The organism is Nitrosospira multiformis (assembly GCF_900103165.1).
Classification (GTDB): Bacteria; Pseudomonadota; Gammaproteobacteria; order Burkholderiales; family Nitrosomonadaceae; genus Nitrosospira; species Nitrosospira multiformis_D.
In genome coordinates this window covers 301,663-314,494 of sequence record NZ_FNKY01000001.1, presented here as the reverse complement: position 1 = coordinate 314,494, position 12,832 = coordinate 301,663, and the positions used below count along the sequence as shown (strand labels likewise).

Genomic DNA, 12,832 nt, shown 5'->3' with positions numbered 1-12,832 from the left:
CTGTCCAGGTCCCAGTTGGCAGCCAAATCCCAGGACTACTATTTTATTTTTTTCCTCATCACCTGAGCTGATGCGGCTCTGACGTTCCCTGGTTTTTTCTATTCCAGACTGCTTCAGAATGTTGCATCGCTGACTCCGGCTTCTCTCCCTCGCCGGTCAAAGCAGGTTATATGTTGTTTCAGCGCAAATGTGACTGAGTGGACGCTAGTCTCTTCCATAAATGGCATGATTCATGCTTGATTTTCTTCATGAGATTAATTTCATCATCACTTGCTTTCCTTTCGGTAGCCCGATCGGTCTATTGGAAGACCTCATTGTTTAGTGTAGCCTTCCAACCATCGAGCTTCATCAATCCATTTTTCCCGGAGCTCGGTATTTATAATATAAAAATATCCAAAAATTATTATGCATTTTGGTTGCAATAGGATTACCGTATAGATGAGCTATATGGATGGTCTGGCACTAGGAAATATTTAGAACACAAACCAATAGGAGTCAAAAATATGATGAATTCTTCTTTGAAGCGAGCTGTTGCTGTGGCAATACTGGCGGGCGCCAGCGTCGGGGCTAATGCCACGACAACGGATCTTGGTAAAGTATCTTTTGCTGCTCCGACAACCTTTACGGGCAGCGTATTAGGAGGCTCACAAAGCTTCAGCGATATTTTCACCTTTAGTCTTTCAGAACCTAATGCGAGCTCGGGTTATAGCGTGGTTAATTTTCCGCTGAATATTCCGGAACTAGGATCATTCGGGACGGTGCTTGCCACGTTATCGCTAATTTCGTACGGAGCCGATGGATTGCAAGGTACTACCGATGACCAAGTTTTGAAGTCGACGGTACTGCCTTCAGCCGGAAATACCAGCGATCATCTGAGTTTATCGTGGGATCAGCCTCTTAATGGCCCAGCATATCTCAATATCACCGGGGTAACGAGCGGTACACTGGGCGGCTTGTATAGCGGCTCAATCAGTGTGACGCCGGTTCCCGAGCCCGAAGCTTATGCCATGTTGCTGGCCGGCTTGGGGCTGATGGGTGCAGTTGTTCGGCGCCGGAGTACGCGTAAAACTTCCTAGTGGATCCATGGGGCTTTCTGCCCCGCTCAGGATTCATCCTTAACGGCCTCCGCTGGAGGCCGTTTCTTATTGGATCGGCGCTTGATCGCTCATTTTTCGGTATTGGGGCTATGATTCACGAGTACCATTTTGAAGCGACCTTAATCCCCCTATTTCTGTGAGTCGCTACTGAGTGAATTGCACGGTTTTTGCAGCAACTTGGCTGTGGGTAGCATGGGGATACCCGGGATGACGTTACATTCCTATGTGACCCCACGTCCAGCCGCGGGGATCAAGCTTTCTTGCGGCGTGGGTCGGAGGAAATAGAGTGCGGCTCCGTCGCAGAATACCTCGACGTAACACTCGCGTGGCGGGAAGAGTGGGATAAGGCGATCGGCAAGACGACACTTGCCGCCCAGCCAGGGAATGATGGGTGCAGACATATAAGCCTCCTCGAAAATGCGAGAATGATGTGCTAAGCTCTCCACGCTGCGTACGTAGCAGCTTAGCAAATTCTCGTATCGAAACAAACTCTGCCATTCCCTCATCCACTTTTTATGAAGTGGCCACGAAAGGCCACCAAATAAGGCCACCGGCCACCCCAAGAGCGGCCACCCCATTGAGTTCAGACACTAGCGCTTTTTCGCGTCCTTGCGTGCCGTGCCAGCCTTTGACGCTGGAAGTACCTTGGGTTTTCTGAGGGCAATAAAAAAGCCAGCTCGGATGGCTGGCTTGTTCTGGACGGACTTATCAAAATCTGACAATGCGGAGAATAAACCGACAAAACACACTTGTCAAGTAACAAGCTATTTGATCCTGAAAAGATTTCTTACCGCTAACAGTAACAAAAATATAAAAATTGCCGATAATAAGGTTTGTATCAAACCAACGTAGACCGCAGCATCTGGCATTACTGGGCCGTTTTTTTCATCACCATATAAGCAGGCATAGCTTTTATCTAGCTTTTTTGACTGACCAAGTCCGGAAAAAACCAACCCATTATGAATTGCAAGATACACAGCTGCTTTTTCTTTGTGACAGTCATCAACTTGGAATGCGATGTTGCCACGAGCGGAGGGCGCTGTCGCATTCGCCGTCGATTGATTATATGAGCTTACGCGATCGATATTTGCCGACGAGGCATTATAATATGTGGCGGCGGCAACCATGACAACAATCCACCAAATCAACGGTCTAATAATGGAGCGACCAAAATCCGAAAACACTTCATAGAAAAGTCCTGCCCAGTATCGGCCCCCGCCCGGCCACAAAGGCTTATTCACGAGAAGATTATCTGTATCAGGTAATATTGCGTCAGTTGTACCCCGATAAGACTTGATTTCTTCAGCGAAATAAAACTGTTCTGCTTCATGGTTGTGCGCTTGGATCGCGAGACGCTTTAAGGCGCGCCAGAGCACAGCTTCACCCTCTTCATGCACTATCTTAGAGCCCATAAAAAAACGCAAATCCTCCAATATCGGCGCCTCGTGGAATTGCGCCTGCAAGAAGTAAGGCAGAGTTTGAAACTTGACACTAGTCATGAGAAATAGACTTTTGCCCTGAACGGAAACAAAGCTGGCATAACCGTGAAAAAAAATGTGTTGGAAACTGATGGGTCCTTCAAAGACCGCTAGACTAAACTCTACTGCCTTCATGAACGTTGAGTTACTGAAATCTGTAAAGTCCATAAATGTTGCACGAGTAAACACGACCTTGGCTTTAAATAGGGCATTATTAAAGTCCACGCCCTTCGAAAATTTCGCGTTAAAAAAGTCTGTATACCCTGGAAATACAAATCCATCAAATGTGACGTCCTCAAAAACATGCCCCCGAAAATTGACATGAGAGTCTTGTAACCAATCATGTGTTTGCAGATTCTGGGCCTCGATATCGACCGCACCCTCAATCGCTTCCCACAGACCGGTTGCCTCCAATTCAGCGCGTTCGGCCAGTATTCTTTGAGCCCACTCATTCCAGGCTTCCTTTCCTTGCGCAAGTAACGCCAAACTTTCTTCCTTATTCATAGCGTTGGCTCTTTATCGTGGCCTGATCTTTTTTGAAATAAATAAACTTTACCTTCGTCCAGACACAAAATGCAATGGATTACATCACATTTTCCTTTCTTGAAGCCGCGTTGTAGATCTCGTCCTCTTCTTTTGCGAATGCCGGGATCGCAGCGCGATATTGCCTGATTTTCTCATGCTCCCGGGCTATTTCAACTTTTAACAGCTCATGACCATAACGCGACGTTCGAATGTGCGCCAGTCGACGCCAACGCCACTACGTCCCGCAAACCACGTCATTGGCCGTCCTTCATATTGCTAGAAAAGTTGAACAGCCTGGCACGTGCAAGATGGAACTCCTCTACATATACTCCAGGAGCTCGGCGGATGGTCCTCGGTAATGATAGTGCGGCGATACGCCATCTATCCGGCGAACATCTCAGGGCTTGGGTGGAAAGGCCCGCGCTGGCGCTGGTGGTGAGCAACACTCGTCACACTGGGACGGAGGGGTAGGTCCGTCACAGGTATGGCACAGTGACAAAGAATGCAGCAGGGACGGTTACTTGAATTTGTCTAAGTGGCTGACAAATATCGGGAAATTGGTAGGCGCGATTGGACTCGAACCAACGACCCCCACCATGTCAAGGTGGTGCTCTAACCAGCTGAGCTACGCGCCTGGGAGGAACAGATTTTATCTGAAACAAGACAAGGGTTCAAACTATAATGCCAAGTTCTGGCAATATGCGCACTGACGCAATCACATTTTTCATACAAAACATAATAGTGCTAAACGAATTTATGGAAAAAGTCAGACTGTCCAAACTCATGTCCCAGCAAGGATTATGTTCGCGCAGAGAGGCGGATGGCTACATCGAACGTGGATGGGTGTTTGTGGATGGTGAGCGCATAACTGAGCTGGGCACGAAGATTTATCCCGCACAGAAAATAAAGCTTAACAACACGGCGCAAGCCCAGCAACAGGGTCAAGTTACCATATTGTTGAATAAGCCTATTGGCTACGTCTCCGGACAGCCGGAGCCGGGATACCAGCCGGCAATCAGCCTGATACGTCGGGAATCCCGTTTTCGTGGTGATCAGGCCGAGCAACATTTCAGTCCACTGCACTTGAAAGGACTGGCTCCGGCCGGCCGGCTGGATATTGATTCGTCGGGATTGCTGGTATTCACGCAGGATGGCCGCATCGCCAGGCAACTGATTGGTGCGGAGTCACGTGTTGACAAAGAGTATCTGGTACGCGTGCAAGGGATGCTCTCGAAGCATGCATTAGGCCTGTTGAACCATGGTCTGAGCCTTGACGGCGAAGAATTAAAACATGCGGAGGTAAGCTGGCAGAATCAGGATCAACTACGCTTCATTTTACGTGAAGGCAAGAAACGTCAGATCCGTCGAATGTGTGAACTGGTCGGGTTGAAAGTAACCGGGTTGAAGCGCATTCGCATCGGCAAGGTAAAATTGGGTGATCTTCCGGCTGGAGAGTGGCGTTATTTGAGACACGGCGAAGTGTTTTAACCCGGATAATCCATGAGGACACGAAATAATGGCGAGGCAGGTCGCCGCAAACTGACCGCCAGTACTCGGATAAGGCTCGGAGTACGGTAGAATTATCAATGCGATACGGATTGCAAGGGAATAAATGATACTAGTTACGGGCGGTGCCGGATTCATTGGCGCAAATTTTGTACTGGATTGGTTGAGGCAATTCGACGAACCCATTATCAACCTCGACAGACTTACCTATGCGGGTAATCTGGAGAATCTTACCGCGCTGGCAGCGGATGAGCGGCACACCTTCGTACAGGGCGATATCGGTGATTCCGCTCTGGTTACCAGTTTGTTGGAGCGCCACCAACCCCGCGCCATCATCAATTTCGCCGCGGAAAGCCATGTGGACCGTTCCATCCATGGTCCGGAGGATTTTATCCAGACCAATATCGTGGGTACTTTCCGGCTGCTGGAGGCTGGCAGGGCTCACTGGAACGGGCTGGACGGAAAAGCAAAGCAGGATTTTCGTTTTCTCCACGTCTCGACTGACGAGGTCTACGGCTCCTTGGCCAAGGGCGAGCCAGCTTTTAATGAAACCCATCGCTACGAGCCCAATAGCCCCTACTCGGCCAGCAAAGCTGCCAGCGATCACCTGGTTCGCGCCTACCATCATACCTACGGCTTACCTACGCTTACCAGTAACTGTTCCAACAACTATGGACCCTATCAATTTCCGGAAAAACTCGTTCCATTGATAATCGTGAATGCGCTCGCGGGCAAACCATTGCCGGTGTATGGTGATGGCCAGCAGATCCGCGACTGGCTTTATGTTAAAGACCATTGCAGCGCCATCCGCCGGGTGCTGGAAGCGGGCACTCCTGGAGAAACCTATAATATAGGTGGCTGGAACGAGAAACCCAATATTGATATCGTACACGCTATATGTGCATTGCTGGATGCGCTCAGCCCGCTCACAATCGGACCCTACCGTAGTCTGATCGCATTCGTCACCGACCGTCCTGGTCATGATCGCCGCTATGCAATTGATGCGAGTAAAGTTGAGCGTGAGTTGGGCTGGAAGCCTGATGAAACTTTTGAAACCGGCATTCGTAAGACCGTGCAGTGGTATCTGGACAACCCGGCCTGGGTCGAAAATGTACAATCCGGCGCCTATCGCAACTGGGTTGAGAAGAATTACAAGAGACGTACTTGATGAAAATCCTGCTGTTCGGCAAAGGTGGCCAGGTCGGCTGGGAACTACAACGGAGTCTAGCACCCCTGGGCGAATTGGTGGCGCTGGATTTCGACAGCCAGGAATTGTGCGGTGATTTTACCCGACTTGATGGCATCGCCGAAACGGTTCGAACAATCGCTCCGGATGTGGTCGTGAATGCCGCTGCGCATACCGCGGTGGACAAGGCTGAAAGCGAGGCGGAGCGCGTCCGTGTCATCAATGCCCTGGCTCCCGCTACACTGGCTCGTGAATGCCATAAGCTTGGCGCCTGGCTGGTCCATTACTCTACCGACTACGTATTTGATGGCGGTGGGAGTCAGCCCTGGGTAGAGACCGATCCCACGGGACCCTTGAATGTATACGGTTCCACCAAGCTGGAAGGCGAGGCAGCTATACTAGCCTCTGGCTGCAATCACTTGATCTTTCGTACCAGTTGGGTTTTTGCCGCACGTGGCGGCAACTTCGCAAAAACCATGTTGCGTCTTGCCCAGGAGCGCGAGCGCCTCACTGTTATCGATGATCAGATCGGTGCGCCCACGGGCGGCGATTTGCTTGCGGATGTCACCGCCCATGCTATCCGCAGGGCGCAGCAGCAGCAAAGCGTATCCGGCCTCTATCATCTGGTTGCGGCGGGAGAGACCTCGTGGTACGGTTATGCCCGTTTCGTATTGAACTCGGCCCATCAAGCGGGAGTCAGACTCAAGGTCACACCGGAAAATATTCAGCCCATACCCGCTAGTGCATTTCCCTCACCGGCTCTTAGACCCGCAAACTCGCGTCTGGATACCAGAAAATTGCAGAGTACGTTCGATTTGAGTTTGCCGTTATGGCAAACCGGCGTGGCACGCATGCTTACCGAAATACTCGAGAATCGATCATCCTAAACCTGGTAGTTGACCGTCCACCTTTAGTTTAACTCTATGATAAAAAAAGACTATTTTTTAATCTTAATCATTCCACTCCATCCTGTTCAACGGCCGGACTCAGGTTCATGACCCAGCGCAAAGGCATCATTCTCGCCGGTGGTTCCGGCACGCGGCTATACCCCGTAACGAAGGCGGTATCCAAGCAACTACTGCCCATTTATGATAAGCCGATGATCTACTATCCGCTGAGCACGCTCATGCTGGCGGGAATTCGTGACATTCTTATCATCTCCACCCCGCAAGACACGCCCCGTTTTGAACAACTCCTTAGCGATGGGAGCGACTGGGGGTTGAACTTGCAGTATGCCGTTCAACCCAGTCCGGACGGACTGGCCCATGCGTTCACCATTGGCAGAGATTTTGTTGGGAATAGTCCCAGTGCGCTAGTTCTGGGCGATAACATTTTCTATGGTCATGATTTGCATGTGCAACTCCAACGCGCCATCTCCAGGCCGGAAGGCGCCACCATATTTGCCTACCACGTACAAGATCCCGAGCGTTATGGTGTAGTCGCTTTTGATGCTTATAATCGAGTCACGTCACTGGAAGAGAAGCCCGCTCAGCCCAACAGCAATTATGCCGTTACCGGACTATACTTTTACGATAACCAGGTCATTGATATTGTTGGAAATCTTAAGCCTTCCGCGCGTGGCGAACTGGAAATAACCGATGTTAACCGCATCTATCTGGAACGCGGCCAACTCAGCGTTGAAATTATGGGCCGGGGTTATGCGTGGCTGGATACGGGTACCCACGAGAGCCTGATAGAAGCCAGCAACTTCATTGAAACCATCGAACACCGGCAAGGTCTTAAGGTAGCCTGCCCCGAGGAGATCGCCTACCGCCAGGGGTTCATCAGCGCCGCACAGCTTGAGAAACTTGCGCAACCACTGGCGAGAAATGGCTATGGCCAATATTTATTGCGTCTCTTGAAGGAGCGAATAGCTGTATGAAAGTGGTTCCCACCCCCATCCCTGACGTCCTGATTGTCGAACCGAAAGTCTTGGGTGACAGCCGGGGATTTTTCTTTGAAAGCTTCAATCTGAAGACTTTCAGCCACGCCACCGGGCTTGATGTTAATTTTGTGCAAGACAATCATAGCCGCTCGGTGAAAGGCGTGCTGCGTGGCTTGCACTACCAGATTCGGCAACCTCAGGGTAAGCTGGTGCGCGTAGTGCGTGGTGCGGTATTTGATGTCTCGGTAGACATCCGTAAGTCTTCTCCGAGCTTTGGCCGATGGGTCGGGGTGGAGCTCACCGAAGATAATTACCGCCAGGTATGGGTACCGCCGGGTTTCGCCCATGGTTTTTACGTGCTCAGCGATAGTGCCGATTTCTTGTACAAAACCACAGACTACTACGTTCCTGATTTTGAGCGCATCCTTGCGTGGAACGACCCAGAGGTCGCCATCGCCTGGCCAATCGATCATGATGAACAGCCGGTCATTTCAGCCAAAGATAAACAGGGAGCGAGTCTCGCTAATGCCGAGTTATTTGCATGAAGCCCCGCGTGTTAATTCGCTGGACTAGCCGCGATGAACGAAGCTGGTGGACGGATATGTGGGTGAATGTCGTTATGAATCGGTGCTGGTAAATTAAATGGCAATAAATCAGATAACAGCTGTGCACAAGGTTAATGCGATCTACAATGAACGATCCGAGATGAGGGTCTGAAAATGATGGAAACAACAGCTGGCCGGGAATTCCCATTGCGGGAGGCACATGAGCTTGTCCGCGATCTGATGACGCCCAATCCCTGGATTTACTGGGGGGATTTTCTCTTTCATATCTCTCTGGGCTGGGTTTCCTTTGTAGCTGCCCTGTCGATGCCGCAGTTTTCCTCCTGGCAGCTCATATCCGCGATTATTGCCACATTTGCTTTTTATCGCGCGGCCATTTTCGTTCACGAACTGGCCCATTTAAAAAAGGGCACGTTCGGACTGTTTCGTCTGGTATGGAATATCATTTGTGGTATACCGTTGCTGGTTCCCTCATTTACCTATGACGGTGTACACAACGATCATCATAAGCGCGACGTCTACGGGACCAGCAAGGATGGGGAATATATTCCCTTTGCTACCCAGAAACCGGTGGCAATGGTCGGTTATGTGATGCTGTCGTTTATGCTGCCTTTTTTCTTCATTGTCCGTTTTCTCATTCTTACGCCTCTGTCTTATCTGATTCCACCGCTGCGTAAATTTATTTGGGAGCGAGCTTCCTCGCTGACCATCGATATGACCTACAAGCGCGCACAGAATGCTATCCGTAACGATAAGCACTGGCGGCTGCAGGAGTTTGGTGCTTTCGTATTTGTAACAACAGCCGTAATTTGCATTGGGTTGGGAGTGCTGACCTACAAGGCCCTGGTTCTCTGGTATGTGATTGCAATGTTTATTTTCTTTGTGAACTCACTACGCACGCTTAGCGCCCATGCCTATCGTAACCCCGGTGATCATCAGATGGAGTTTACCGAGCAATTTCTCGATTCCATCAATGTTCCGGGTAATTTGTTTCTTACCGCCCTATGGGCTCCTGTTGGCCTGCGCTATCATGCGACGCATCATCTCTTCATGAGCTTGCCCTATCATAATCTTGGCAAGGCCCAACGGCGGTTGGTGAACGGTTTGAGTGATAACACCCTTTACTTGAAGACCATGCGTACTGGCATGTGGGATGCATTGCGGCGCATCTGGGATGAAGCTTCGGCGTCGACCTCGGCCTCGGGACGTGATGCGCCCGTATCCGGCGCTGCCTTGAATGATACGGTCAGGCAAAAGAACGCGTAACAGCCGGGTTCTTCGTATGAAATCAGGACAGCTTTTTACCGGTTGGCAGGACGCGAGCTAACCCCGCAGGGCAAGCAAAGCGGGGGGCGCAATAGTGGCTGGCGGCTCAAAGCTTATATGCATCGCGAGGTAACCGAAGGCATGACAAGTTCTGGGATTCTATAACCCGGCTTTCTGCTTCTCCGAAGCGGCACGGAAGAGTTCCAAATTCTATCTCGTAGCTGACCTTGGCGCTTACTATATCTCCTTCAGCAGGGCTCTTGCCTTGTTGATATCCGGGAAGTCCTTTCCCGTCGCCAGCAATTGTTCAAGTTCTTTACGGGCTTTAGCCTTGTCACCCGCTTTGACCAGTCCGAGCACAAAGTGATAGCGAATCTCCGTCAAGTCTGGTGCCAGCGAGGCCGCTTTCTGCAGGAGCGGCAGGCCGCGCGTAGTATTGCCTTGCTCTACCAATATCCATCCCAGGGTATCCAGTATCGCCGGGCTTTCCGGGGCCAGTTTATAGGCCTTTTCGGCATATTCCAGGGCCAGTGGGTCTTTCTCCTGCTGGTATGCCGTCGCAAGGTTGTTCAACGCAGGCACATAGTCGGGACTTTCCCGCAGGATGATTCGATATTGTTCTATGGCGGATTTCATCTGCTGGTCCATGAGGTAAACCCCGGCAAGGTACATGCGGGCTGATGTATCATCAGGCCGTTCCTTCAGCCATTGGAGTAAACGGACGTTTGCTTCCTTGCCTTTTCCGAGCTGGCTAAGCGACGCATGCAATTTGATCATTAACGCTGGATCTTTATTGAGCACCCACGCTTGCTCATAAGCCTTTGCGGCGAGGGCGGGATTCTTCTGTCTCATCTGCAGATCCCCTTCCGCTGCGTAGCCTACGGGTGATTTCGCATGCTGTTTTTGAATCTCACGGGAAAGTGCGATAGCTACTTCATTATTTCCTTTGCGTGTCTCAAGCATGATCTGCGCCAATTTCGCGTCCAGATAATCCGGTTTCAGCGCCAGCGTTTTTTTGAGTGCGTCGGATGCGGCAGGCAAGTTCTCCATTGCGATGTGAAGAGAAGCGATACGGAATTGTGCGAGAGGAGAATCCGGTAGTATGGCAGCAAGTTTATTATAACTCTCCAGGGCACCGGCCTTGTCATCGTTGGCAAATTGGGCTTGTGCCAGCAAGTCCAGAACATCCGCATTGTTCGGGTGCGTGGCTTGCAGTTTTTTCACAAAATTCAGAGATTTTTGTTTTTCTCCGATACGTAAATAGTGAGCTGCCAGAACCATGGCGGGCTGGAGTGCGTCAGGATTTTCCTGACTGGCTCGCTCCAGCCAGGCCGTCGCCTCCTTATTCTGTCCTTGATTGAGAGCAATGCCGGAAAGCGCGGTCATGGCCTGAATATTCTTTTTGTCTTTCTGCAGAATGGCTTCAAAACGCTTCTTGGCAGCATCCGGTTTTTTATCTTGTAGATCAAGCTGAGCGAGATTTGCCACAGCAGGAAAATAGGTTGGCTGAAGAGAAAGCGCCTTCTCAAAACTTGCACGTGCGTTAGGCGTATCTTTTTTGCTGAGGTAGATCCCTCCTTTTAAATTTTGAATAAAGGGGTTGTCTGGATGTTCCTTTTCAAGAGTCCTCGCCGTGGCGAGCGCCTTGTCGAATTCCTTGAGGCGAAGGTGTGTCATGACTAGCAGAATGCCTGCTTGAGCCGATTTGGGGTCCAGTTTTGTTGCCTTCTCCAGCTCGGCTACGGCACGAGAGTTATCGCCCTCTCCCAGCTTGCTCATGCTTAGCGCGGTATGGAGCATCGCATTTTCCGGCGAGATACGACTGGCTGCTTCAAAATACTCCGTCGCTTTGACAAAATCTTTGGCTTGCATATAGGATTCACCCGCAAGGGCGAGTAATTGGGGATCTTGCTGCACGTTCTTGAGGGCGGGATTCAGCAGGGCGATCGCACGCTGTGGCTGGCGGTTTTTCAGCAAAACTGAAACCATCAATTTGCGTGCATAGAGATTCCCCGGATCTCTGTCCAGATAAAATTTCAGATGTTGCTCTGCTTGTGACGTTGATCCCAGCTCAAGCTGAACTGCCCCTGCAAGCAATACGCTGGGCAAGTGTTCCGGTGATTTGCTGAGTACCTGTTGCAAGGATTCCAACGCGGCGGTATATTTTTTCTGAGAAAAATCCAGCAGCGCCTGGGTATAAAAAGTCATCAGGTTGCCGGGCGCAACCTTGCGTGCCGCATCGATATCCGCCTTGGCGGCTTCAAATTTTCCAGTATTAATCTCTATGAAGGCTTTGTTGATTAACGCGGAGGCGCTATTTGGCCTTAACTTCACAACTTGATCGTAAGCCGCAAGGGCCAGATCAGTTTTTCCCTGGACGCGTAGCAGGTCGCCTCTAAAAAACCATGCGTCCGCATCCTCCGGATTTTGGGTTACCGCTTGCTCCGAAAAGCGCGTTGCCGCCTCGATATCCTTTCCGACAAGCGAATATCGCGCCATTCCGATTAACGCATCGGAGTAGCCCGGTTTGTCCTGAAGCGCCTGCTCGAACAATTCTTTGCCTTCCTTGGTTTTACCCAAGGCCAGAAAAGCGTTTCCTCGCAATGTCGAAATTTCAGCAGAATTCTTGCTCTCGGAAAGTTGTTTCGTTTCATCCAGAATCTGCTGAAATTGACCTAGATTCAGCAATGTTCGACCTAAATCCGGCAATACCTTGGCGGGACTCATTCCCAGGTTCAAAGCCCTGCGGAGTTCCTTCTCGGCTGATTGTAACTCACCGGTTTTGTTATAAATCGTACCCAGGAGATAACGGGCTTCGGCATCATCCGGATTTTTCTGTAATACGTTTTTAAGCTGGATAATGGCAGCCTTGTCATCTCCCTTTTGCTGATATTGTCTGGCATCAGACATTAGCTTCTGGGCGTCCTCGGTTTTGCCACAGCCGGCAATGCCTGTTCCAATCAGTGCAATTGAAGTCACAAGCGTCAATAAGTTTTTGGTTGCGGTCGCGACGCTTAGGTTACGCATAAATCTTCCTTTTCCATTAGCGATTGTAATTATATTAGACGCTGCTTTAAAAACATGATGTCCGCAAATGCAGTAACAGCACAACTGGTTGTATTGTATAGGAAGTGTCGAGCCTGGCATTTGAAAATCATGCGTGTATGCCCCGATCATTCATGGATGAAGTCGATGAAAAGACTTCATCCATTGTAAAGGTTGTAGTAATGCCCACGTTTCTATTTATAGTATATGGATAGCCTCTGCGCAGCAGGTCTATCTTGATTGGCATTATCGGGAAACGCGCTCTCGCCAGTCATCTTATC

11 protein-coding genes and 1 tRNA gene are annotated in these 12,832 nt (G+C 50.3%); 8 read left to right on the top strand and 4 right to left on the bottom strand.

Annotation, left to right across the window (positions count from 1 at the left end; translation table 11 throughout):
• The first annotated feature begins 503 nt into the window (after nt 1–503).
• Nucleotides 504–1,076: an FxDxF family PEP-CTERM protein gene (locus tag BLR00_RS16565; RefSeq protein ID WP_176759923.1), complete on the top strand. Its 573-nt coding sequence runs from the start codon at nt 504–506 to the stop codon at nt 1,074–1,076.
• 242 nt (nt 1,077–1,318) lie between these two features.
• Here BLR00_RS16565 and BLR00_RS01390 read toward each other — a convergent pair whose 3' ends face one another.
• A complete protein-coding gene (locus BLR00_RS01390; protein ID WP_218124300.1) occupies nt 1,319–1,498 on the bottom strand; it encodes a hypothetical protein in 180 nt (59 codons plus the stop codon).
• A 363-nt stretch (nt 1,499–1,861) separates the two neighbouring features.
• Nucleotides 1,862–3,079, bottom strand: coding sequence for a pentapeptide repeat-containing protein (locus BLR00_RS01385; RefSeq protein WP_074630468.1), 1,218 nt, complete (start codon nt 3,077–3,079; stop codon nt 1,862–1,864).
• Nucleotides 3,080–3,445: 366 nt separating this feature from the next.
• Between BLR00_RS01385 and BLR00_RS16865 the strand changes: the two genes are divergently transcribed.
• Nucleotides 3,446–3,571: a hypothetical protein gene (locus tag BLR00_RS16865; protein WP_256324019.1), complete on the top strand. Its 126-nt coding sequence runs from the start codon at nt 3,446–3,448 to the stop codon at nt 3,569–3,571.
• Nucleotides 3,572–3,658: 87 nt separating this feature from the next.
• On the opposite strand, the gene BLR00_RS01380 is transcribed toward BLR00_RS16865, so the two are convergent.
• Nucleotides 3,659–3,735: transfer RNA gene (locus BLR00_RS01380), tRNA-Val, on the bottom strand.
• 121 nt (nt 3,736–3,856) lie between these two features.
• On the opposite strand from BLR00_RS01380, the gene BLR00_RS01375 reads away from it, so the two are divergent.
• From BLR00_RS01375 to BLR00_RS01350, 6 genes are all read left to right on the top strand, one after another.
• The gene (locus BLR00_RS01375; RefSeq protein ID WP_074634067.1) at nt 3,857–4,588 is read left to right on the top strand and encodes a pseudouridine synthase; all 732 of its coding nucleotides are present in this window, start codon (nt 3,857–3,859) and stop codon (nt 4,586–4,588) included.
• Between the two features lie 124 nt (nt 4,589–4,712).
• Nucleotides 4,713–5,774: a dTDP-glucose 4,6-dehydratase gene (gene rfbB, locus BLR00_RS01370; RefSeq protein ID WP_074630467.1), complete on the top strand. Its 1,062-nt coding sequence runs from the start codon at nt 4,713–4,715 to the stop codon at nt 5,772–5,774.
• Nucleotides 5,774–6,679 carry a dTDP-4-dehydrorhamnose reductase gene (gene rfbD / locus BLR00_RS01365; RefSeq protein ID WP_074630466.1) on the top strand — a complete coding sequence of 302 codons (906 nt, stop codon included), beginning with the start codon at nt 5,774–5,776 and terminating at the stop codon, nt 6,677–6,679. The genes rfbB and rfbD overlap by 1 nt, the downstream gene beginning before the upstream one ends.
• Before the next feature lie 107 nt (nt 6,680–6,786).
• Nucleotides 6,787–7,674 carry a glucose-1-phosphate thymidylyltransferase RfbA gene (gene rfbA, locus BLR00_RS01360; RefSeq protein ID WP_074630465.1) on the top strand — a complete coding sequence of 296 codons (888 nt, stop codon included), beginning with the start codon at nt 6,787–6,789 and terminating at the stop codon, nt 7,672–7,674.
• The gene (gene rfbC / locus BLR00_RS01355) at nt 7,671–8,222 is read left to right on the top strand and encodes a dTDP-4-dehydrorhamnose 3,5-epimerase (RefSeq protein ID WP_074630464.1); all 552 of its coding nucleotides are present in this window, start codon (nt 7,671–7,673) and stop codon (nt 8,220–8,222) included. Before rfbA ends, rfbC begins: the two co-directional genes overlap by 4 nt.
• Before the next feature lie 174 nt (nt 8,223–8,396).
• On the top strand, nt 8,397–9,506 hold the full coding sequence (locus BLR00_RS01350; RefSeq protein ID WP_074630463.1) for a fatty acid desaturase family protein: 1,110 nt from the start codon (nt 8,397–8,399) through the stop codon (nt 9,504–9,506).
• Nucleotides 9,507–9,743: 237 nt separating this feature from the next.
• Here the strand turns inward: BLR00_RS01350 and prsT are convergent, their stop codons facing one another.
• Nucleotides 9,744–12,533, bottom strand: a complete 2,790-nt coding sequence (gene prsT, locus BLR00_RS01345; protein ID WP_074630462.1) for an XrtA/PEP-CTERM system TPR-repeat protein PrsT — start codon at nt 12,531–12,533, stop codon at nt 9,744–9,746.
• Between the last annotated feature and the right edge of the window lie 299 nt (nt 12,534–12,832).